At 65.6% G+C, this 21,139-nt stretch carries 26 protein-coding genes; 12 read left to right on the top strand and 14 right to left on the bottom strand.

What is annotated here, in order from left to right; translation table 11 throughout:
* Window positions 1-4: 4 nt before the first annotated feature.
* Window positions 5-880: a methylenetetrahydrofolate reductase [NAD(P)H] gene (gene metF / locus BMX67_RS02930; protein WP_090732392.1), complete on the bottom strand. Its 876-nt coding sequence runs from the start codon at window positions 878-880 to the stop codon at window positions 5-7.
* A gap of 91 nt (window positions 881-971) precedes the next feature.
* Between metF and BMX67_RS02925 the strand changes: the two genes are divergently transcribed.
* The 3 genes from BMX67_RS02925 (at window position 972) to BMX67_RS02915 (ending at window position 3,786) form a co-directional block, all read left to right on the top strand.
* Entirely contained in the window at window positions 972-1,886 is a 915-nt protein-coding gene (locus tag BMX67_RS02925; protein ID WP_090732390.1) for a LysR family transcriptional regulator, read from the top strand.
* 59 nt (window positions 1,887-1,945) lie between these two features.
* Window positions 1,946-2,737 (top strand): inositol monophosphatase family protein, encoded by a 792-nt coding sequence (locus BMX67_RS02920; protein ID WP_090732388.1) that lies wholly within the window; start codon window positions 1,946-1,948, stop codon window positions 2,735-2,737.
* Between the two features lie 92 nt (window positions 2,738-2,829).
* Entirely contained in the window at window positions 2,830-3,786 is a 957-nt protein-coding gene (locus BMX67_RS02915) for a DMT family transporter (RefSeq protein ID WP_090732386.1), read from the top strand.
* On the opposite strand, the gene BMX67_RS02910 is transcribed toward BMX67_RS02915, so the two are convergent.
* On the bottom strand, window positions 3,773-5,902 hold the full coding sequence (locus BMX67_RS02910) for a lytic transglycosylase domain-containing protein (RefSeq protein WP_090732855.1): 2,130 nt from the start codon (window positions 5,900-5,902) through the stop codon (window positions 3,773-3,775). The genes BMX67_RS02915 and BMX67_RS02910 overlap by 14 nt on opposite strands.
* A gap of 110 nt (window positions 5,903-6,012) precedes the next feature.
* On the opposite strand from BMX67_RS02910, the gene dapA reads away from it, so the two are divergent.
* A complete protein-coding gene (gene dapA / locus BMX67_RS02905) occupies window positions 6,013-6,888 on the top strand; it encodes a 4-hydroxy-tetrahydrodipicolinate synthase (RefSeq protein ID WP_090732385.1) in 876 nt (291 codons plus the stop codon).
* Window positions 6,889-7,007: 119 nt separating this feature from the next.
* On the opposite strand, the gene BMX67_RS02900 is transcribed toward dapA, so the two are convergent.
* Genes BMX67_RS02900 through BMX67_RS02885 form a run of 4 tightly spaced genes read right to left on the bottom strand, consistent with a single transcriptional unit; the run spans window position 7,008 to window position 9,372 of the window.
* Window positions 7,008-7,481 carry a DoxX family protein gene (locus tag BMX67_RS02900; RefSeq protein ID WP_175479794.1) on the bottom strand — a complete coding sequence of 158 codons (474 nt, stop codon included), beginning with the start codon at window positions 7,479-7,481 and terminating at the stop codon, window positions 7,008-7,010.
* A 4-nt stretch (window positions 7,482-7,485) separates the two neighbouring features.
* A complete protein-coding gene (locus tag BMX67_RS02895; protein ID WP_090732383.1) occupies window positions 7,486-8,199 on the bottom strand; it encodes an HvfC/BufC N-terminal domain-containing protein in 714 nt (237 codons plus the stop codon).
* Window positions 8,186-9,025: an MNIO family bufferin maturase gene (gene bufB, locus BMX67_RS02890; protein WP_090732382.1), complete on the bottom strand. Its 840-nt coding sequence runs from the start codon at window positions 9,023-9,025 to the stop codon at window positions 8,186-8,188. The genes BMX67_RS02895 and bufB overlap by 14 nt, the downstream gene beginning before the upstream one ends.
* Window positions 9,026-9,078: 53 nt before the next feature.
* Window positions 9,079-9,372, bottom strand: coding sequence for a BufA1 family periplasmic bufferin-type metallophore (locus tag BMX67_RS02885; RefSeq protein ID WP_090732380.1), 294 nt, complete (start codon window positions 9,370-9,372; stop codon window positions 9,079-9,081).
* A gap of 134 nt (window positions 9,373-9,506) precedes the next feature.
* Here BMX67_RS02885 and BMX67_RS02880 point away from each other — a divergent pair, with 134 nt between their 5' ends.
* Together BMX67_RS02880 and BMX67_RS02875 are read left to right on the top strand one after the other, a co-directional pair.
* A complete protein-coding gene (locus BMX67_RS02880; protein ID WP_090732379.1) occupies window positions 9,507-10,070 on the top strand; it encodes a sigma-70 family RNA polymerase sigma factor in 564 nt (187 codons plus the stop codon).
* A complete protein-coding gene (locus BMX67_RS02875; protein WP_175479793.1) occupies window positions 10,067-10,702 on the top strand; it encodes an NrsF family protein in 636 nt (211 codons plus the stop codon). The genes BMX67_RS02880 and BMX67_RS02875 overlap by 4 nt, the downstream gene beginning before the upstream one ends.
* 70 nt (window positions 10,703-10,772) lie before the next feature.
* On the opposite strand, the gene ilvC is transcribed toward BMX67_RS02875, so the two are convergent.
* Complete coding sequence (gene ilvC / locus BMX67_RS02870) at window positions 10,773-11,795, bottom strand: ketol-acid reductoisomerase (protein ID WP_090732376.1); 1,023 nt, start codon at window positions 11,793-11,795, stop codon at window positions 10,773-10,775.
* Window positions 11,796-11,923: 128 nt separating this feature from the next.
* On the opposite strand from ilvC, the gene BMX67_RS02865 reads away from it, so the two are divergent.
* The gene (locus BMX67_RS02865) at window positions 11,924-12,379 is read left to right on the top strand and encodes an Lrp/AsnC family transcriptional regulator (protein WP_090732852.1); all 456 of its coding nucleotides are present in this window, start codon (window positions 11,924-11,926) and stop codon (window positions 12,377-12,379) included.
* Window positions 12,376-12,846 carry an Lrp/AsnC family transcriptional regulator gene (locus tag BMX67_RS02860; RefSeq protein ID WP_090732375.1) on the top strand — a complete coding sequence of 157 codons (471 nt, stop codon included), beginning with the start codon at window positions 12,376-12,378 and terminating at the stop codon, window positions 12,844-12,846. The genes BMX67_RS02865 and BMX67_RS02860 overlap by 4 nt, the downstream gene beginning before the upstream one ends.
* A gap of 61 nt (window positions 12,847-12,907) precedes the next feature.
* Here BMX67_RS02860 and ilvD read toward each other — a convergent pair whose 3' ends face one another.
* From ilvD to BMX67_RS02835, 5 genes are all read right to left on the bottom strand, one after another.
* Entirely contained in the window at window positions 12,908-14,746 is a 1,839-nt protein-coding gene (gene ilvD / locus BMX67_RS02855) for a dihydroxy-acid dehydratase (RefSeq protein WP_090732374.1), read from the bottom strand.
* 109 nt (window positions 14,747-14,855) lie between these two features.
* Window positions 14,856-15,170 carry a DMT family transporter gene (locus tag BMX67_RS02850; protein WP_090732372.1) on the bottom strand — a complete coding sequence of 105 codons (315 nt, stop codon included), beginning with the start codon at window positions 15,168-15,170 and terminating at the stop codon, window positions 14,856-14,858.
* A gap of 224 nt (window positions 15,171-15,394) precedes the next feature.
* Window positions 15,395-16,591 (bottom strand): UbiH/UbiF family hydroxylase, encoded by a 1,197-nt coding sequence (locus BMX67_RS02845; protein ID WP_245739127.1) that lies wholly within the window; start codon window positions 16,589-16,591, stop codon window positions 15,395-15,397.
* A 75-nt stretch (window positions 16,592-16,666) separates the two neighbouring features.
* Window positions 16,667-16,852 carry a hypothetical protein gene (locus tag BMX67_RS02840; protein ID WP_090732369.1) on the bottom strand — a complete coding sequence of 62 codons (186 nt, stop codon included), beginning with the start codon at window positions 16,850-16,852 and terminating at the stop codon, window positions 16,667-16,669.
* 54 nt (window positions 16,853-16,906) lie between these two features.
* Window positions 16,907-17,578, bottom strand: coding sequence for a pyrimidine 5'-nucleotidase (locus BMX67_RS02835; protein ID WP_090732367.1), 672 nt, complete (start codon window positions 17,576-17,578; stop codon window positions 16,907-16,909).
* Window positions 17,579-17,644: 66 nt separating this feature from the next.
* Here BMX67_RS02835 and BMX67_RS02830 point away from each other — a divergent pair, with 66 nt between their 5' ends.
* The 3 genes from BMX67_RS02830 to BMX67_RS02820 are packed head-to-tail and all read left to right on the top strand — an operon-like array spanning window position 17,645 to window position 19,555.
* Complete coding sequence (locus BMX67_RS02830) at window positions 17,645-18,277, top strand: GntR family transcriptional regulator (RefSeq protein WP_090732366.1); 633 nt, start codon at window positions 17,645-17,647, stop codon at window positions 18,275-18,277.
* A 4-nt stretch (window positions 18,278-18,281) separates the two neighbouring features.
* Entirely contained in the window at window positions 18,282-18,905 is a 624-nt protein-coding gene (locus BMX67_RS02825) for a DNA-3-methyladenine glycosylase family protein (protein ID WP_090732364.1), read from the top strand.
* A complete protein-coding gene (locus BMX67_RS02820; protein ID WP_090732363.1) occupies window positions 18,902-19,555 on the top strand; it encodes an alpha/beta hydrolase in 654 nt (217 codons plus the stop codon). The genes BMX67_RS02825 and BMX67_RS02820 overlap by 4 nt, the downstream gene beginning before the upstream one ends.
* An 88-nt stretch (window positions 19,556-19,643) precedes the next feature.
* Here BMX67_RS02820 and BMX67_RS02815 read toward each other — a convergent pair whose 3' ends face one another.
* Window positions 19,644-20,078 (bottom strand): VOC family protein, encoded by a 435-nt coding sequence (locus tag BMX67_RS02815; RefSeq protein WP_090732361.1) that lies wholly within the window; start codon window positions 20,076-20,078, stop codon window positions 19,644-19,646.
* A 187-nt stretch (window positions 20,079-20,265) separates the two neighbouring features.
* Here BMX67_RS02815 and BMX67_RS02810 point away from each other — a divergent pair, with 187 nt between their 5' ends.
* Window positions 20,266-20,865 (top strand): HNH endonuclease, encoded by a 600-nt coding sequence (locus tag BMX67_RS02810; RefSeq protein WP_090732360.1) that lies wholly within the window; start codon window positions 20,266-20,268, stop codon window positions 20,863-20,865.
* Here BMX67_RS02810 and BMX67_RS19505 read toward each other — a convergent pair whose 3' ends face one another.
* The gene (locus BMX67_RS19505) at window positions 20,866-21,036 is read right to left on the bottom strand and encodes a hypothetical protein (RefSeq protein WP_175479792.1); all 171 of its coding nucleotides are present in this window, start codon (window positions 21,034-21,036) and stop codon (window positions 20,866-20,868) included.
* Between the last annotated feature and the right edge of the window lie 103 nt (window positions 21,037-21,139).

The raw sequence follows: 21,139 nt of genomic DNA, 5'->3' as shown, positions 1-21,139 counted from the left end.
GATCTCAGGCGACAGCGTCCAGATGATGGGCCCTGACGCCAAGCGCCTCGCAGACCTGCTGGGTCATTTCGGGGCGGTTCAGCGTGTAGAAATGCAGCCGGTCCACGCCACCATCAATCAGCTTTTCGCACAGGTCGACGCAGATATCGGTGGCCAGCGCACGCTCGGCCTCGGGGCCCTGGGCGACGGCCTTGGCAAAGGCCTGTTCGGCCCATGCCGGAACCGAGGTGCCGCAGCTGGCGGCAAAGCGTTTTGCCCCGGCCCAGCCCTGAATGGGCAGGATGCCGGGCAGGATCGGCGCGTCGATGCCTGCCGCGACGCATTTGTCGCGGAACCGGAAGAAGGTTTCGGCGTCGAAGAAGAACTGAGTGATCGCGCTGCTGGCACCGGCATCGATTTTGCGCTTCAGCCAAGCGACATCCGCATCGGTATCGGCGCTGTCGGGATGCGGCTCGGGATAGGCGCCGGCGCGGATGGTCATATCGCCCCGTGCGGCAATCGCCTCGATCAGTTCGATCGAGTTGGCAAAGCCGTCGGGATGCTGGCTGAACCGGTCCTGCCCCTTGGGCGCATCGCCGCGCAGCGCCACGATTTCGCGGATCCCGGCATCGGCATAGGATTGCACGATGTCCATGGTTTCCGCGCGGGTCGCCTCGACGCAGGTCAGGTGGGCGGCCACGTTCAGCTTGTAATGGCGGTTGATCGTGGTCACCGCTTCGTGGGTCAGCTTGCGGGTGGTGCCGCCCGCGCCATAGGTCACGGACACGAAATCCGGCGACAGCGGCGCCAGGGCGCGCGCGGTTTCCCACAGCCGGAACGAGGCATCCAGCGTCTTGGGCGGGAAGAACTCGAAGCTGATTTTCGGGGTCGTGCGGGCCATTTTCTTGTCCTTTCGTTTGGCAGGCTTGTGCCACAGCCTGCGTCGTGAGACAAATTCATAATCCTCAAGTTGTTCATGAGACGATTTCATCATGCATCTGGAATTGCGGCATCTGCGGACCGTTCAGGCGGTCCATGATCAGGGCGGGCTGGCCCGCGCGGCCCATGTCCTGAACATCACGCAATCAGCGTTGTCCCATCAGATCAAGGCCTTGGAAGAACAGGCCGGGGTGGAACTGTTCGTGCGCCGTGCAAAACCCATGCGCCTGTCGGCCGCCGGAATGCGCCTTCTGCGGCTGGCGGAGCAGGTTCTGCCATTGGTCGCCGCAACCGAGGCCGAATTCAAGGGCGTCGAGATGGGTCGCATCGGGCGGCTGCATATCGCGATGGAATGCCACGCCTGTTTCGACTGGCTTTTGCCGGTGCTGGATCTGTTCCGCCGCGCCTGGCCCGATGTGGATGTCGATATCCGACAGCGGCTGGCCTTCGGTGCCTTGCCCGCCTTGGCAAGGGAAGAGGTCGATCTGGTCATCTCGTCCGATCCCGAAGAGGTGCCGGGCGTGACCTATCAGCCGCTGTTCGATTATGCGCCGACGCTGGTCGTGCCAGCAAATCACCCCCTTGTTGCAAAGGGTTACGCCGATCCGGGGGATCTGGCCGCCGAAACGCTGATCACCTATCCGATGGACAGGCCGCGGCTGGATGTGTTCAGCCAGTTCCTGACCCCGGCGGGGGTCGAACCTGCCCGCACCCGCAATGTCGAACTGACGGCGGTGGCGCTGATGCTGGTTGCGTCGGGGCGGGGGGTTGCGGTGATGCCGGACTGGGTGCTGCGCCGCGAGGCCGCGAATCCCGAACTGGCGTTGTTGCCATTGGGGCAGGGCGGGATCCTGCGCAGGCTTTACGCCGCCGTGCGCGAAGCGGATCTGTCACAGCCCTATATGGCCCATGTCGTGCGACTTTCTCGCACCGAGGCCCTGCGAATGCTGCGTAACCCTGCGGCCTGAAGCTTGGCATTTGCCGCGCATGGCCCTATGACGCCGCCCAACCCCTGTTTCCGGAGCATGTGATGGCAAGCGCCAATCTGAACATCATGATCAAGGCCGCCCGCAAGGCCGGGCGCGCCCTCGTCAAGGACTTTCGCGAAGTCGAGAACCTGCAGGTCAGCGTGAAGGGCGCGGGCGATTTCGTCAGCCGCGCCGACCGCGAAGCCGAACGCATCATCAAGGAAGAGCTGCGCGGTGCACGTCCGAACTATGGCTGGCTGGGCGAGGAAACCGGCGAAGAGGCGGGCGAAGATCCCACCCGCCGCTGGATCGTCGATCCGCTGGACGGTACCACCAACTTCCTGCACGGCCTGCCGCATTGGGCGACCAGCATCGCGCTGGAACACAAGGGCGAGGTCGTCTCGGCGGTGATCTTCGACGCTGCCAAGGACGAATTGTTCGTGGCCGAAAAAGGTGGCGGCGCGTTCATGAACGATCAGCGCCTGCGCGTTTCGGGCCGTCGCCGCATGGACGAGGCGCTGTTCTCGACCGGGATTCCCTTTGCCGGTCGTGGCCCGCTGCCCGCCGCGCTGCAGGATCTGGCGCGGCTGATGCCGCTGACCGCAGGCGTGCGCCGTCTGGGCGCGGCGTCGCTGGATCTGGCATGGACGGCGGCCGGTCGCTATGACGGTTATTGGGAACGCGGCAACAAGCCGTGGGACGTGGCCGCGGGCATCCTGATGGTGCGCGAGGCGGGCGGTTTCGTCGAAGGTATCCGCGACGGTGACGATCCGTTGGAATCGGGCCGGCTGATCGCGGCCAACCCGCAGATCTTCGACCCCTTCGCCAAGGTCATTCGCAGCCGCGATTGATTTGTCACGCCGCCTTTTCTGCGTGATCTGCAAGGCTTGACCCGGCTGTATTCCGGGCGCAAGCCCGGCCCGTTCCAGAACGGCAGGCGGCGATGACAGACGATCCGAATCGGCAGACCCCCTATACCGGCACCGCGGCTGCGGCCTCGGCGCCGCCGCCGGTTGCACCCCGGCCGCCCGCGCAGGGCGACCGGACCAGGCTGGCGATCCTGCTGATGTGCGCGACCTCGCTGATCTTTGCGATTCAGGACGGGCTGTCGCGGGTTCTGGCCCAAAGCTATCCGACCGAACTGATCGTGATGTTCCGCTATTGGGCCTTTGCGCTGTTCGTGATCGCGCTGGTGTCGCGCCAGCCCGGCGGGCTGCGCCGGGCGATCCGCACCAAGCGTCCGCTGACCCAGATCCTGCGCGGGATCATTCTGGTGGCCGAGATGCTGGTCATCGTCGAGGCATTCGTGCGGCTGGGCCTGGTCGAAACCCATGCCGTCTTTGCCGCCTATCCGCTGCTGATCGCGGCCCTGTCCGGGCCGATCCTGCGTGAAAAGGTTGGCTGGCGGCGTTGGGCGGCCATCGGCATCGGCTTTCTGGGCATTCTGGTCATCCTCGACCCCGGTGGCGGCGTCCTGCAACCTCAGGCGCTGTTGCCCTTTGTCGCGGCGCTGATGTTCGCCCTGTACGGCCTGCTGACCCGGCATGTCGCGCGTGACGATCCCTCGATGGTCAGTTTCTTCTGGACCGGGACGGCGGGCGCGGTGGCGATCACGCTGGTCGCGATCGGCCAGTTCCAGTGGCTGGCCCCAACCGACTGGATCTGGATGGGAATCCTGTGCCTGTGCGGCATCACCTCGCATTATCTGCTGATCCGCGCCTATGAACTGGCCGAGGCCTCGGCCCTGCAGCCCTTCGCCTATACCCAGCTGGTCTGGGTCAGCATCATCGGCGTCATGGTCTTTGGCGAGGTACTGCGCCCCAATGTCATCGTCGGTGTGCTGATCGTGGTGTCGGCCAGCCTGTTCACCCTGTGGCGGGCGCGGGTCAGGGCGCACTGACCGGCGCGTCGCCGACGAAGGCGGCGGCATCGGCGGGGCTTGCCTTGTCCGTGGCGATCAGGTCGGGGGCCTGCGGACCGGTCCAGCCTTCGGGCAGGACCGGCCCGATGAACCGCTTTGGCACGGGCCGTTTCGACAGCGCCAGTGTCAGCCGCAGCGGCGGCGCCGGCATCAGCCCGCCCCCGGTCAGATCCCAGGTGGGCACGATGGGCGCGGGCTTTCCCTGAATGCGCGCACGATAGATCGGCATCGCCTCTGTCACGCGCATGACATAGTTGCGGGTTTCGTCGAAGGGGATCAGCTCGACCCATTCGACCGGATCGAAATCCTGCCGCAGGTCGCCGAATTGCGTCAGCCAGCGTGCCGGACGCCCCGGTCCCGCATTGTACCCCGAGGCCGTCAGCGCGGTCGAGGTTCCGAACCGGTCGCGCAGCCCCGCCAGATAGGCCGCACCCAGACGCGCGTTATAGGCCGGATCGCGGGTCAGGCGCGGCAGGTCATAAGGCTCGCCCAGGCTGCGGGCCATTTCCTGCGCGGTGCCGGGCATCAGTTGCATCAGCCCGCGCGCGCCGACATGGCTGCTGACGGTGTGGTTGAATTCCGATTCCTGCCGCGCGATCGACAGCACAAGTTCCGGCGGCAGGCCCAGTTCGGCCTGTTCCAGCCCGGTCAGCGGGAAATGCGCGGCGGGATAGATCACGCCCTGATCGGCGGCGCGTTTCGACAGTCGCAATCCGTGCCACGGTGCGCCCGCCTCGATCATCAACCGGGCCATGCGCCCGATATCCTTCGGCGCGGCGGTTTCCGACAGATGCAGGAAGAACCGCTGCGCATCGTCCATGCGACCGGCCCGCAGCAGCCAGATGCCTGCCCTGAATACCTCGTTCTCGCGCAGGTCGCTGCCGCGCCAATCGGGCAGGGTCTCGACCGCCTTGCCGGGCACGGCAAAGGCGGCAGGCATGATGCGATGCGCCTTTTCCGCGGCAAGCTGACCGTAATAGACGCCGGGCATCTCGGCCGCGCGGGCATAGGCGCTGCGGGCGGCGGCCTGATTGTCGCGGGCCTCTTCGGCGCGACCTTGCCAGTATAGCGCACGCGCCGTGCTGATGGCGCTGCCGACCACGGTTTCCAGATGCCGGAAATGGTCCAGCGCACGGGTCGGCGCATCCTGTTTCAACGCGGCGAACCCGGCCAGCCATTCCAGATCCGAATAATGGCGATTGTCCGGGGTCAGGTGATGCGGCGCGGCCAGTTTTTCGGCCAGCGCCCAATCGTCATTGCGCATCGCCAGCCGCGCGTAATCGACGCGCATCTGCGCCCATAATGCGGGCTCGCGCAGCGTCTCTGCCGAGGTCGAGGCCTGCAACATCAGCTCGCGCGCGCCATCGTGGTATTTGGCCGCGACCCGCCACAGGAACCGGTCCAGCGTCAGGCCGGGATCCTTGCGCTGATCTTCGGGCAGCGCAAGGATCAGGTCATCGACCCCGTCGCGCCGTGCCTGCAGGGCAATACGAGCCTGGATCAGCGGCCGCGCCTGTTCGGGCAGCAGCGGCAGCATCCGTTCCGCCTGTTCCCATTCCTGCCGGTCCAGCATCCGCGTCGCGCGGGTGGGATGCAGGGGGTCCAGTTCGTCGCCATAGGTTGCCAGAAAGGCGTCGGCCTCGGCCGGTTCCAGCGGGGTCTCCACCCAGAACCGCGCACGCTCTTTGATCGCGGCGTCGGGTGTCAGCGTCGACAGATAGGCGGTTTCCGCCAGCAGGCTGTCGGGGGTGCGGCCCGCCAGCCAGTCGGTGATCTGGTCTGCGGGCAGGTCCGCCCGCAGGGTCGCGTCGCCCCGCCGCCGCAACAGCGCCATCCCCGGCCAGTCGGGGTGGTTGCGTTGAAAGGCAAGATAGTCCTCGAACGTGCCAAGCCCCGCCCGCAGTGACTGCCAGTCGATCAGGGCCTGCGCCAGCGGGCCGGATCTGGCCGCCGCCGCGCGGGCCGTGGACCAGTCGCGGGTTTCGGCGGCAGACAGCGCCAGCGCCATCGCGCCCGCATTCTCGGCCCTTGCCGGCGCGGCAAGGGGCAATGTCAGAACAAGGGCGGCGGTCAGCATGTCGCGGATATGTCGCATCACCCCCATGTGTGTTCGCCCTGTCACGAAAGCGCAATTCACATCCTTGGCAAGTCGCGCGCGCGGATATAGGTTCGCGCGACTTTAACGGAAGCCAATAGGAGCGTGTCATGTTCAAAGGGTCGATGCCCGCACTGATCACGCCGTTCACAGAGGACGGCGAACTGGATCTGGACACGCTGAAGAAGCTGGTCGAGTGGCATGTCGAACAGGGCACCCACGGGCTGGTCCCGGTTGGCACCACCGGCGAAAGCCCCACCCTGACCCATCAGGAACACCGCATCGTCGTCGAAGAGGTGGTCAAGGCCGCCGCGGGACGCGTGCCGGTGATCGCGGGCGCTGGGTCGAACGCGACACGCGAGGGGATCGGCCTGATCCGCCACGCGCAAGAGGTGGGCGCCAATGCCGCGCTGGTGGTCACGCCCTATTACAACAAGCCGACGCAGGCCGGTCTGATCGCGCATTTCACCATGCTGGCCGAGGCGGTCGATCTGCCGATCGTGATCTACAACATCCCCGGCCGCTCGGTCATCGACATGATGCCTGAAACCATGGGTGTGCTGTCGCGCATCCCGAACATTATCGGCGTCAAGGACGCCACGGGGCGGCTGGAACGCGTCAGCCAGCAGCGCATCACCTGCGGCACGGATTTCGTGCAGCTGTCGGGCGAGGATGCGACCGCGCTTGGGTTCAACGCGCATGGCGGGGTGGGCTGCATCAGCGTCACCGCCAATGTCGCGCCAAAGCTGTGCGCCGAATTCCAGGAAGCCACGCTGCGCGGCGATTACGCGACCGCGCTGGAATATCAGGATCGGTTGATGCCGCTGCATCACGCGATCTTCGTCGAGCCGGGCCTGGTGGGCGCCAAATATGCGATGTCGCGTCTGGGGCTGTGCAATGAACGCGTGCGCCTGCCGCTGACGCCGCTGACCGATCCGACGCGCCGCCTGATCGACGCGGCGCTGGAACATGCGGGACTGCTGTAACCTCGCCTGACATCGCCGGCCCGCGCCGGCGGCGAATGCCGCGCCCCGCCTGACCCCTCGATGGGGTCGGGCGGGGCGTTTTACCCTGTCACTCGTAACAAACCTGGATGGTGAACCGCTCAGCGGACTCCGCGCGCCGCGTCATCCGTCCCCAGAGCGGCATCCAGCGACCAGGCCCCCGGCCCGCGTGCGACCAGCATCAGGAAACAGGCAGCCCACAGACCATGCGTCGCCCAGGCCGAGGGATAGACGAAGATCTGAATCACTGCCGTCATCCCCAACAGCGCCAGCGCCGAGAATCGCGTCATCAGGCCCAGAACCAGCAGCACCGGGAACACATGCTCGGCCACGGTTGCCAGCCGCGCCGCGATTTCGGGCGGGATGATCGGCAGGTTGTATTCGTTTTCGAACAGGAACACGGTCGAGGGTTGCAGGCTGAACCCGTCCACTTTCGTACGCCCGCTCATCCAGAAGATGGCGGCGGGAAAGATCCGCGCCGCAAGCGCGACAAGGCTGTAGGGGATCATCTCTCCCAAGGCGTTCAGCTTGCGGATGGTGCCGGATTTCGGTGTCGATTGGGTGTGGATCGTCATGGCCTCATACTCCGGTGGTGCAGATCAGGTTTTCGCGCAGCAGCAGGCCCAGAACCGGGACCGGATCGGTGACCAGCGCCGCGGCCTCAAGCGTGGCGCCGTCCAGAAGAGCCTCGATCAGGGCGGCTTGCAGCGGGGGAATGGACATGGTGCCGACCGACAGGTCGGGCTTGCGCCAGATCAGCGCGATCTCGTGGCCACGGGCGCTGACGCGGCCGTCCTGACCGGGTTGGTTGGCCTGCCAGATGCTGACGGCCGGGTGGTTGCAGCGCAGCACCCGGACCGAGGGATGCAGCCGGGGTCGTTCGATCCGGTGCAGATCCTCGGGCGCGATCGGAACGGCGTCTGCGGCGTGATAGGCCAGTCCGCGTGCCCATTCGAGACCGGCTACGGCGGGCAGATAGGGCAGGCCGCCGACCGGGGCAAACCCTTCCAGAAATTTCGGGAAGGCCCCGCCCCATTCCTGCAACACCGGCGATATCGGCGGATGGGCGGCGATGAATTCGCGGGCCATGGCGGCAAAGAATTGCGACCCCACCAGCCGTTCGATCACTGGAAATCGGCGGGCAAGGGCCTGGGACAGCGAATGGGCCACATTGTTGCGATAGACGGCAAAGCGCTGCGCCGCCTCTTGCGGCAGGTCGGGCGAGGTTCCCGCCGGAACCGTGCCATTGGCCAGCCCGGCGCGAAAGACGGTCGTGAAATCAGGCCGCAACATGGCTGTCCCTTTCCCGGATCATGGCGTCGGCGCGGTCGGCCTCGGCCTTCAGGGTGGCCCAGTCGGGCACGTCATTGTCCCATTCGACCAGCGTGGCGACAGCGCCCCGGCGATCCAGAACATGCCCGAACAGGGCCCAGACCGGTTGGGCAACTTCGCGGCCATGGGCATCGATCAGCAGCGGCCCCGACGGCAGTTCTTCTTCCTCATGCCCGCCCAGATGGATCTCATCGACCAGGTCCAGAGGAAATTCCGCCAGATAGGCCAGCGGATCGGTGCGGTGGTTCACGCAGCTGACAAAGACATTGCTCACATCCAGCAGCAGACCGCATCCGGTGCGGCGCGCGATGCGGGTCATGAATTCCGTTTCGGGGATGCTGCTTTCGGCGAAGGTCACATAGGTCGCAGGATTTTCCAGCAGCATCCGACGGCCCAGGACCTCTTGCACCTGATCGACGTGATCGCAGATCCGGTCCAGATTCTGGGGCGTGTAGGGCAGGGGCAGCAGGTCGTTCAGGAATTCGTTTCCATGGCTGGACCAGGCCAGATGTTCCGAAAAGCTGTCTGGCTGGTAGCGATCGCACAGCGCTTTCAGCCGTTGCAGGTGATCGGAATTCAGGTGGGTCCCGCCAATCGACAGGCCGACACCGTGGATCGACAGCTGATAATCCTGTCGCAGCCGGGTCAGCATCGCATGGGGCGCGCCGCCCGCGCCCATGTAGTTTTCGGCGTGAACCTCGAAAAAGGCCAGGTCGGGCGCCGTGCCCTGAATGGCCGTGAAATGCTGTGGCTTGAAGCCGACCCCCGTCCCTGCGCGAAGTGCCATCTGTCCTCCTCCTCGATGGTTGCGATGGGGCGGGCTGACCCGCCCCGACCGGATCAGCTTTCGATCGGTTCCAACGAGCCATTGTGCCCGGCGGGCGTTTCGATATCGGCGCAGGTGCCGGCCGGGACCAGTTTCCATGCGTTGCCCTGATAGTCGGTCGTCGAGGTGCCGGCGCAGGTGGTGCCCGGCCCGGCGGCGCAGTCGTTCTGACCGGCCAGCGACACGCCATAGCATTTTTCCATTTCGGTCTTGGCATTCGCGGCGACGGTGCCCGACATGGTGATGGCCGCGGCGATGGCGGTTGCAAGCTTCGCGTTCATGATCATTCCTTCCTCTGTGTTGGACATGGACGTTCGTGCCGTCCTGGAATGCGCTTCGCGGCGGCATCGCGATCCGTTACCGAGATCACGCTTTTGTGATGTATTTTTTTTCTTTGCCGCGCTGTGTAACGTGTGCCGCAGCAACTGCGTAAGGACATGTGATGACGAAAGCTGGCAGGAGGTCAGGGGCTCAGCCTGATTGGTCCGAACTGATGCGGACCGCCCTTGGCGGAGATGCCGCAGCCTACCGCCTGCTGTTGTCAGAGATGGTGCCGGTTTTGCGCGGAATCATTCGCGCACGGGCATCGGGAATGGATGCAGATTGGTGCGAGGATGTCGTGCAGGATACTTTGATGGCCATACACCTGAAGCGCGGGACCTGGGATAGCACCCAGCCTCTGCGCCCGTGGGTCTATGCGATCGCACGGCATAAATTGGTGGATGCGCTGCGCCGCAAGGGGCGCAGGGTGCATGTTCCGGTCGATGATTTCGCCGAACAGCTGGAAGCCGCCCCCGAGCCCGATCCGCTGGAATCGCGCGACGCGCAGACCCTGATCGGGCAGTTGCCCGACCGGGACGCAGCCTTGCTGCGTTGTCTGGCCGTCGATGAACATGGCAGCGAGGAATGCGGCCGCCGATTGGGGTTGTCGACAGGCGCCCTGCGTGTCGCCCTTCACCGTGCGTTGAAGCGCCTTGCAGAGATCCGTCAGGAGGCGGGGTTGTGAGAACGGAACAGCTTATCTCGATTATTTCGGCCGATGATACGGCCCCTCGGCAGATCGGTCCCCGGCTTGTTGGCTGGGGCGGGCTTAGCCTGCTGGCCTGCGGTGCGGTGGCGATTGCCCTGCGCGGTGTCCGCCCGCATCTGGCACAGGCCATGGCCGATCCGGTCGCTTTGATGAAATGGGCGCTGCCCCTTGGGGTCGGTGCGGTGGCGCTGATCGCGTCGCTGACGCTGTCGCGACCGCAGACCCGGCGCGTGCCTGCGGCCTGGGTGGCGGCTGGTCTGGGGCTGGTGGCCGCGTTCTGGCTGGTGCTGGCCATTCTGGGCACGCCGCCCGACCGGGTCTGGCCGATCATGCGCGGGCAGACCGCCCTGACCTGCCTGATGACGGTCACGGGCATTTCGGTTCCGACGCTGGCCGTGGTTCTTGTCCTGCTGCGCGACGGGGCCAGCCCCGCGCCCGCCTATAGCGGGGCGTTGGCCGGGCTGGGTGTCGGCGGGCTTGCCGCCTTCATCTATGCCTTCCGCTGCGATCAGGATCAGCCGCTGTTCTTCCTGACCTGGTATGGGCTTGGCATGATCATCTCGATGGTGATCGGCGGGCTGGCGGGGCGCCGATTGCTGCGCTGGTAGCCGCGTCACGACAGCAATGAAAAAAGGGGGCCACGCGGCCCCCTTTCCTTTTTGCGGTCTCGACTGTCGATCAGTTGCGCGACTTGTCGACCATCTTGCCCTTGCTGATCCAGGGCATCATCTCGCGCAGCTTTGCACCGACCTGCTCGATCTGGTGTTCGTCGTTGATGCGGCGGGTCGCCTTGAAGAAGGGCTGGCCGACGGCGTTTTCCTGCATGAAGTCGCGGACGAACTTGCCGTTCTGGATGTCCGTCAGGACGTCCTTCATGCGCTTCTTCGTCTCGTCATAGGGCAGGACGCGCGGGCCCGACACGTATTCGCCGTATTCGGCCGTGTTCGAGATCGAGTAGTTCATGTTCGCGATGCCGCCTTCATAGATCAGGTCGACGATCAGCTTCACTTCGTGCAGGCACTCGAAATAGGCCATCTCGGGCTCGTAGCCCGCTTCGACCAGGGTTTCGAAACCGGCGCGGATCAGCTCGACCAGGCCACCGCACAGGACGGCCTGCTCGCCGAACAGGTCGGTCTCGCATTCCTCGCGGAAATTGGTCTCGATGATGCCCGAACGACCGCCGCCGATGGCCGAGCAGTAGGACAGGCCCAGATCCATCGCCTTGCCCGAGGCGTCCTGATGCACGGCAACCAGGCAGGGCACGCCGCCGCCCTTGGTGTATTCGCCGCGCACGGTGTGGCCGGGGCCTTTGGGGGCCATCATGATGACATCGACGCCGGGCTTCGGCTCGATCAGGCCGAAATGCACGTTCAGGCCGTGCGCAAAGGCGATCGCCGCGCCTTCGCGCAGGTTGTCATGGACGTATTTCTTGTAGGTTTCGGCCTGCAGTTCATCCGGCATGGTGAACATGATCAGGTCGCACCATGCGGCGGCCTCGGCGATGCCCATGACCTTCAGGCCCTCGCCTTCGGCTTTCGCGGCCGAGGCGCTGCCTTCGCGCAGGGCGACGACGATGTTCTTGGCGCCCGAATCGCGCAGGTTCAGGGCGTGGGCATGGCCTTGGCTGCCATAGCCGAGAATGGCGACTTTCTTGTCCTTGATCAGGTTCACGTCGCAATCGCGGTCGTAGTAAACGCGCATGGGGAAATCCTTTCCTTCCGATGCGTCGGTTCTAGCGCCCTTGCCGGTCAGGGAAACCTGCAATCGTCGCGCAATTTCACATCTGGTCGAAAAGATCATGCTTGTGATATGCAGAAATAATGAAATTCATGCCCGATAGCACGGATCGCCGCATTCTGCGCCAGCTTCTGGCCGATCCTTCGGCATCAAATGCACAACTTGCCGAGCGGGCGGGCGTGACCTCGGCCAGCCTGTGGCGGCGGCTGGAACGGCTGCGCGAAGAAGGCGTTCTCGGCGGTGTTCAGGCCCGGATCGATTGGCGTGCCCTGGGATGGGAGGTCGAGGTCAGCCTGCGCTTTACCCTGGACAAGACCGATCCGCGCGCCTTCGACGACTTTCTGGCCGCCCTGCGCGAGGTGCCCGAAGTGACCGAAATCCAAAGTTTTCTGGGCAGCGTCGATTGGCGCGCGACCGTTATCGCCCGTGACATGGCGCATTGGCAGCAGGTCTATCGCGACCGCATCCTGACCCTGCCGCATATCTCTGAACTGGATGCGCTGATGCTGGTCTCGACCATCAAGGTCAGCGAGGAATTGCCGCTGTGACCGATCTGGACGCCACCGATCTGGCGATCCTGCGCCTTCTGGCCCAGGATGCGACCCGCAGCGCCGCCGATATCGGCCGGGCCGTCGGCATCGGCCAACCCGCCGCCTGGCGACGCATCCGCCGCCTGACCGATCACGGCGTCATTGCGGGGCGGCGCGTGGTGGTGGATGCCGCCGCGCTTGGCTTTGGCGTGACCGTGTTTCTGGGGATCAAGCTGGCCGCAAAGGGCCGCATCAGCCTTGAGGATTTCGAACGCGCCGTCACCGCCATCCCCGAGGTTCAGGTGGTGCAGCACGTTCTGGGCCAGTTCGATTACCGCCTGCGCATCACCGCCCGCGACATCAGCGATTTCGAACGCATCCTGCGTCGCCGCATCATGACCCTGCCCGGCGTCGGTCAGGTCGAGGCGAATGTGATGCTGTCCGAAGAACGCAGGCCGGGGCCGTTGGGGGCCTTGGGCGGCTGATACTGCAATGAACAACGGCCGCGTCATCGACGCGACCGTTGGAAGCCTTGCGCGGGCGCTTTTATTCCGGGATCACCCGCACCGCGCCCTTGGCGGCGCTGGTGGTCATGGCAGCATAGGCGCGCAGCGCGGTCGAGACCTTGCGGGCGCGCGGCTTGGCGGGTTTCCAGCCCTCGGCCTCGCGCTTTTCGCGGCGGGCGGCCAGCGTGGCGTCGTCCACGACCAGTTCGATCTTGCGGTTCGGGATGTCGATCAGGATCGTGTCGCCCTGTTCGACCAGTCCGATCGTGCCGCCCTCGGCCGCCTCGGGCGAGACGTGGCCGATCGACAGCCCCGAGGACCCCCCCGAGAAACGACCGTCCGTGACCAGCGCACAGGCCTTCCCCAGCCCCTTCGATTTCAGATAGCTGGTCGGATACAGCATCTCCTGCATCCCCGGCCCGCCGCGCGGCCCTTCATAGCGGATCAGCACGACCTCGCCCTCCTTGACCTTGCCGGTCAGGATGGCACTGACGCTGTCGTCCTGGCTCTCGAAGATATGGGCCGGACCCTCGAAGGTCAGGATCGATTCGTCCACGCCCGCCGTCTTCACGATGCAGCCGTCCTCGGCCAGGTTGCCATAGAGCACCGCAAGGCCCCCATCCTGCGAGAAGGCATGCTCCTTGGTGCGGATGACGCCCTTCTCGCGGTCCAGATCGACCTCTTCGAAGCGCTGCTCTTGCGAGAAGGCGACCTGCGTCGGAACGCCCCCCGGCGCCGCGCGATAGAAATCGTGCACGGTCGCGGAGTCGGTGCGCTTGACGTCCCAACGGTCCAGCGCCTCGGCCAGCGAGGCGGCATGGACGCTGCCCACATCGGTCTTCAGCAGGCCCGCGCGGTCCAGTTCGCCCAGGATGCCCATGATGCCGCCCGCGCGGTGCACGTCCTCCATGTGGACGTCGTCCTTGGCGGGGGCGACCTTGCACAGGACCGGCACGCCGCGCGACAGGCGGTCGATGTCCGACATGGTGAAGTCGATCCCGGCCTCGTGGGCCGCGGCCAGCAGGTGCAGCACGGTGTTGGTCGATCCGCCCATCGCGATGTCCAGCGTCATCGCGTTCTCGAACGCCTCGAAGCTGGCGATGTTGCGCGGCAGGACGGACGCATCGTCGCCTTCGTAATAACGGCGCGCAAGGTCCACGATCAGGTGGCCGGCCTCGACGAACAGGCGCTTGCGGTCGGCATGGGTGGCCAGCGTCGACCCGTTGCCCGGCAGCGCAAGGCCAAGCGCCTCGGTCAGGCAGTTCATCGAGTTCGCGGTGAACATCCCCGAGCACGACCCGCAGGTCGGGCAGGCCGAACGCTCGATCGCCTCGACCTGCTCGTCGGAATAGGCGTCGTCGGCGGCGGCGACCATGGCATCGACCAGGTCCAGCGCCTTCAGCTTGCCATCTTCCAGCACCAGCTTGCCGGCCTCCATCGGCCCGCCAGAGACAAAGACGACGGGGATGTTCAGGCGCAGCGCGGCCATCAGCATGCCCGGCGTGATCTTGTCGCAATTGCTGATGCAGACCATCGCGTCGGCGCAATGCGCGTTGACCATGTATTCGACCGAATCCGCGATCACCTCGCGCGAGGGCAGCGAATAGAGCATGCCGTCATGGCCCATCGCGATGCCGTCATCGACGGCGATGGTGTTGAACTCTTTCGCGATGCCGCCGGCCGATTCGACCTCGCGCGCGACCATCTGGCCCAGATCCTTCAGGTGGACATGGCCGGGCACGAATTGGGTGAAGCTGTTGACGATGGCGATGATTGGCTTGCCGAAATCGCTGTCCTTCACGCCCGTCGCGCGCCACAGGCCACGGGCGCCGGCCATGTTGCGGCCATGGGTGGTGGTGCGGGAACGATAGGCTGGCATGGGCTGATCTCCTTTGGCTGGCGCTGTGCTTAGCACTGCTTTCGGCGGAAGGAAATTGCCCAAGGCAACGGTTTTCGGGCCTAATCTGTCGCCGCACCTGCGTCCGGCGTCACGAAGCCAGTTTCATCGTCACGATCCCGGCCACGATCAGCCCCGCCGCGACCAGTCGCGCGGCCGAGACCGGCTCGCTGAACAGGACCAGCCCAAGGACAAAGCTGCCGACGGCGCCGATCCCGGTCCAGACCATATAGGCCGTGCCCAGGGGCATCTGCCGCATGGCGATGGCCAGCAGCCAGAAGGACCCGATCATGCCGCCAAGCATGATCGCGACGGGCCAGGGGCGTGTCAGGCCATGCGATTGCTTCATCGCAACCGCCCAGACGATTTCAAGCAAACCGGCAAGGAAAAGGATCAACCAGGGCATCTACACGACTCGCATGCTGTGCCGGGTCGTCCCGACGATCATACCCGATATGGGGAGGTCGTCCTCTGACCCCCAGATAGGTCCGCGCCCGGTCAAAGTCAAACCTCGGATGGCCGGAACGGGGGGCGGGGGGTCCGGGGGGCTGGCCCCCCGGCCATCGCGGGACGCAAAAGGCGCCGCATGTGTCATGCGGCGCCCCGGCCTTGGCGCAACGGGTGCGGGCCTCAGCGCAGCCCCAGACCCGCGCGCATCATCATGCGACGCACGGGGGCGATGCCGTACAGCCCCCCCAACGCCGCCGCCCGCAGGTCGCGCAGCGGTCGCAGCCCTGCCTGCGATGTGCGGTTCAGCGCGTCGATCCCCAGCAGTCGCGCATAGGCCTCGGGGCGCCTGGCGCGGTCAAAGCGGCGCAATCCCTCGGCATCGCCCAGCCCGTCGCGCGACAGATCCAGAAGCATCGCCAGATCGGCCAGGCTCATGTTCAGGCCCTGCGCGCCGATGGGCGGCACGACATGGGCCGCCTCGGCGATCAGGGCGGTGCGCGGCCCGGTAAAGCGGTCGGCGATCTGGCTGATGATCGGCCATTGCGTCAGCTGCGTGGCCAGCGACAATTGCCCCAGAACCCCGGCCGAGCGGGCGTTCAGCTCGGCCTCGAATTCGGCGCGGGGCAGGCTGGCCAGTCTTGCGACCTCGCGACCGTTCTCCATCCAGACCACGGCCGAACTGGGCTGCCCGTCGCGATCGGGCAGCGGCACCAGCGTGAAGGGCCCGCCCGAGCGGTGCACCTCGGTCGAGACATTGCCATGAGGCCGGTCATGCGTGACCGCGAAAGCCAGTGCCTTCTGACCATAGCGAAAGCTGCGCACACCGATCCCAAGCGCCTGCCTGACCGGCGAATTGCGCCCATCCGCGCCGATCAGCAGCCTTGCGCGAAAGCGTTGCCCGTCATCCAGTGTCACAAGCGCGCCTTCGTCGCGCGCGGTGACATCGCGCGTGCCGCGGCCGGGCAGAAAGCGCACCGTCTGCAACTGGTCCAGACGCGCTGTGATCTCGCGGCGCAGCCGCCAGTTGGGCAGGTTCCAGCCGAAAGGCGCATCCCCGATCTCGGCGGCGTCGAAATCGCGGGTCAGGCGCGGCTGGGGCGTGGCCCCGCCCGCATCGACGATCCGCATGACCTGCAACGCGGTCGCATGGGGAAACAGCCGATCCCACAGGCCGATATCCTGAAACAGCCGGACCGAGGGTTGCAGAAAGGCCGTGGTGCGCAGATCGGCGCCCTGATGCGATTCTTCGGTGACCGGGGGGGCGGGGTCGACGCAGAGGGTCGCATATCCTTCGGACCCGAAGGCCGCCGCGGCGACCAGCCCGGCGATCCCCCCGCCCGAAATCAGAACATCGATATCTTCTACACCGCCCGTCACGACGCGCCCCTTTGCAATGCCGCGATCATTTTGCCGCCCCTGGCCCCGAAAGGCCATCAGGCGTGCTGTCGCAGCCTAGTTTCCGGCGGTAAAGGCCAGCATGATGGCAAAGACCAGAATGGTCAGCACCAGCCCGATCACGCCAAGCGCGGGCAGGCCGAAGGCCAGAACGATGGCAGCCGCCACCACAAGAACGACCAGAACGGCCAGATAGATCCGCAGCGCAAGGCGGGTGCTGTTGCCAGCTTGAAGATCGGTCATCGGAATGATTCCTGGACAAAAGTGGCGCGCGCTCCGCCGGTCTTTTACCCCGGCTCAGGTCGTCGCCGCAATCTTTTCCAGAAAGCCTGTCAGATCATCGGTGCGGTGATGCACATGGGGGCCGTGATCGGTGCCGCCTGCGATCAGGTCGGGACCGTCGCGCCCCTGTCCGACCAAAACGGTGCGCATGCCCAGGCTGTGCGGCACCTTCAGATTGCGGGGATCATCCTCGAAAAAGGCGGCGCGGCGGGGGTCGATCCCGGCCTGGGCGATCACCGCCTGAAACGCCTCGGGGGCGGGCTTGGGGCGAAAGCCGGTTTCCTCGACGCCGTAGATCGCCTCGAACAGGTCAAGATCGCGGGCGGCCAGAACCTTGGCGGCATAGGTGCTGTCGGCATTGGTGTGGATCAGTTTGCGTCCCGGCAAGGCGCGGATGGCGCGGGCCAGATCCGGCGCCGGCTGCAACGCGGTGAAGTCGATGTCATGCACCTCGGCCAGATAGGCCACCGGATCGATCGCGTGTTCGGCCATCAGCCCGGCCAGCGTGGTGCCGTGGCGGCGCCAGTAATCGCGGCGCAGGTGGTCGGCGTGATCCTGTTCCACCTGCAAAAGCCGCATCACATAGGCGGTCATCCGCGCCTCGATCTGCGGGAACAGCGCCATTTCCGGCGGGTACAGGGTGTTGTCCAGATCGAAGATCCAGATATCGACATGCGCAAAATCCATATCGGCGCGAATACCCCCTGATCAGCACGCTTGCAATTGTCTGCCGCGCGGCCAATCGTAGCCGCCATGAAAGACGATGCCTATTCCCTGATCCTTGCCGCCATCGAAGCCGGCACCTATCGGCCGGGCGACCGGCTGGTCGAATCCGAACTGGCCGAGCGTTTCGGCGTCAGCCGGACCCCCGTGCGCGAGGCGCTGCAACGGCTGGAAACGCAGGCCATGCTGGTGCGCGACGGGCGCAGCCTGATCGTGGCCTCGCTGGACCATAACCAGCTGGCCGAGCTTTACGTGGTCCGGGCCGAGCTTGAGGCGCTGGCCGCGCGTCTGGCCGCGCGTCACGCGACCCCGGAAGAGGTCAGGGTTCTGGCGCAGATGCTGACCGAAGACCAGAAGGCCGTCGGCAAGCCCGAGGCGCTGGCCCGTGCCAACAAGCGGTTTCATCACCAGATCCATCTGGCGTCCCATAACCGCTATCTGGTGCAGCAACTGGATCTGGTCCATCGGACCATGGCGTTGATGGCGCGGACATCGCTGGCGGCCGAGGGGCGCAGCGAAACCGCATTGGCCGAACACAAGAATATCGTGGATGCGATCGCCGCGGGCGACGGGGATGCGGCGGACCGGGCCTTGCGGCAGCATATCTCGATGGCCTGGGAAACCCGGTTGAAGCTGGAAGCCGCGGGCGCCGATCAGGAATGATCCGATGCGCCTGATCCAGACCGAGGACGATCTGGCCGAGGGCGCGGCGCATCTGGCGGCGGTCTGTCCGGTCTGGGCGCGGGTGCTGCCCGATCTGGGGCCCCTGCCGCTGCGCCGGCGCAGCGACGGGTTCGAGGCCATCGCCAGCGCCATTGTCGGTCAGCAGATCTCGATCGCGGCGGCTGCGGCGATCTGGGATCGCATGCAGTCTGCGGGACTGACCGATGCGACCGCGATCGCCGCCGCCGAAGCCGAGGATCTGCGTGCCGTCGGGCTGTCGCGGCCCAAGGCGCGCTATCTGCAGGCGATTGCAGGCGCGGGGCTGGACTGGCAGGGTTTGCGGCGGATGCCCGACGATGAAGCCATCGCCGCGCTGGTCGCACTGCCCGGCGTCGGGGTCTGGACGGCCGAGATCTATCTGAAATTCGCGCTTGGGCGGTCAGATGTGTTCGCGGCGGGCGATCTGGCGCTGCAGGAAGCCGCGCGGATGATGTATGGCCTGCCGACGCGCCCGACCCCTGCGGCGCTGCGGGCGGTGGCGCAGCCCTGGCAGCCCTGGCGTGCGGTTGCGGCACGGGGGCTGTGGGCCTATTACCGGCTGGCCAAAGGACGCGAGGGAATCCGATGACAGAGCTGAAATTTGCCCGCAAGGGACCGGAGGCCGCGGATGCGGCCGTGGTGTTCCTGCATGGCTATGGCGCCGATGGCGCCGATCTTCTGGGGCTGGCCGATCCGCTGTCGCCGCATTTGCCGAACACCGCCTTCTACGCCCCCGATGCGCCAGAGCGCAGCGTGAACAATCCGTTCGGCTTTCAGTGGTTCCCGATCCCCTGGCTTGACGGATCGACCGAGGCACAGGCGCAGGAGTCGATGGGCCGCTCGATCACGGCGGTGAATGCGTTTCTGGACAAGGTGCTGGCGGATGAGGGGATCGCGGCCGACCGGCTGGTCGTGATCGGCTTTTCGCAGGGCACGATGATGGCGTTGCATGTCCTGCCACGCCGCGAGAACGAGATTGCGGGCATCGTCGGATTTTCCGGTCGCCTGCTGACGCCCGAGACGCTGGCCGCCGAGTCCGTGGTCAAGCCGCCGGTCCTGCTGATCCATGGCGACGCGGATCCCGTCGTGCCTTTCGAGGATATGGGTCTTGCCGGTCAGGCGCTGGAAGCAGCCGGTTTCACGGTCTATGGCCATGTGATGAAGGGAACCGGGCACGGTATCTCGCCTGACGGGTTGTCGGTCGCGCTGAGCTTTCTGAAGGATCGGTTGGGCAAGTGAGGCCGGTTGCCGGTCTGAAGGCCGGCGGCGCCAGGGGGGCTGTCTGCCCCCCTGAACCCCCCGAGGGTATTTCGCCAAAGAAGAAGCGCTAGGCCCAGATCGCCGGATCGGCCAGTTCGATCGAATTTCCGGCGGGGTCGCGCAGGTAGAGTGACCGCGCGCCGTTGGGCCAGTGAAAATCGGCCTCGATCGGGATGCCGGCGCGGTCCAGGTGGCGGCGCCACGCGTCCATCTGGTTCGGGGCGGTGGCCAGGCAGAAGTGGCCCGGTCCGCGGGCGCCATGCGGGGGAACTGGCAGGCGCGCATCCGGCGGAGGCGGGGTCAGGGTTGCATCGGGGTTGAAGACCAGCAGCACCTGCGGGCGCGGCTGATCGGTCACGCGAAAGAAGACATGGCGGCCGGGGCTGGTCTGGAACGCGGTCAGCCCCATCACGCCTTCCCAGAAGTTGCGGGCCGCGTCGAGATCGCTTGCGTAAAGCGCGGATTCCAGTGTTCCAAGCAAGGGCGGCGGGTCTGATTGCATGAAGGGCAGCCTGCCAGCCAGGCGGGCATTTGGCAATCTGTCATGCCCTTGTCACCGATCTGGTTTAGCAGCTTGGACAACCGGATACATCCGGGGGCTTGTCAGAGCGAAGGCGCGATATATAGTTGAGGCATGGTTCTGACGGGCGCCCCCGGTCACCCTTGAGCGGGGCAGGCGGGAAGGCGATATGTTGGACAGGCATCAGATCACGGAATTTCGGACGCAGTTCGTGCGCGAGCCTGCGAATTTGAAGCACCATCCGGCGCTTGTGCTGAATGCGGATTATCGCCCCCTCAGCTACTACCCGCTGTCTCTGTGGCCTTGGCAGGAGGCGATCAAGGCGGTATTTCTGGATCGGGTCAGCATTCTGGCGGAATATGACGAGGTGGTCCGAAGTCAGCGCCACGCCTTCCGGATCCCGTCGGTCGTTGTGCTGAAAGATTATGTAAGACCCCAAAAGCGCGTGGCCTTCACGCGCTTTAATCTTTTTCTGCGGGATGAATTCTGCTGTCAGTATTGCGGCGCGAAGGGTGATCTGACCTTCGACCATGTGGTGCCGCGATCACGTGGCGGTGTGACCAGCTGGGAAAATGTCGTGGCGGCCTGTTCGCCCTGCAACCTGCGTAAGGCCAATCGCAGCCTGCGCCATTCCGGCCTGCATCTGCGTCGGCGGCCGCGCCAGCCCTCGCCCGAGGAAATGCACGCGGTCGGACGGCGATTTCCGCCGAACCACCTGCATGAAAGCTGGATGGATTTTCTGTACTGGGACGCGGAACTGGAAAGCTGATCAGCGATCGTGGTCGTGGCCGCCGCGCGAGATATGCAGAAGGGCGGCCGCGCTAAGCGCCAGAAGCCCGAAAGCCACCAATGGCACCCCCGCCGAGAGGCTGACCCACAGAGTCACCGCAGCGGCCAGCATGGTCGCAACCACCAACAGAAGAAAATGCGGCAATGGCATGGGGCTTCCTCCTTTACCCTTGAATATGGGCCTGTTCTGGCCGCGTTGAAAGATGGTCCGTACAATTTGTCGCAGGCAAATCTGGTACGGGTTGCAAGTGTTC

The organism is Paracoccus homiensis (genome assembly GCF_900111675.1).
GTDB lineage: Bacteria > Pseudomonadota > Alphaproteobacteria > Rhodobacterales > Rhodobacteraceae > Paracoccus > Paracoccus homiensis.
This window is presented reverse-complemented; position numbering and strand designations above follow the sequence as displayed.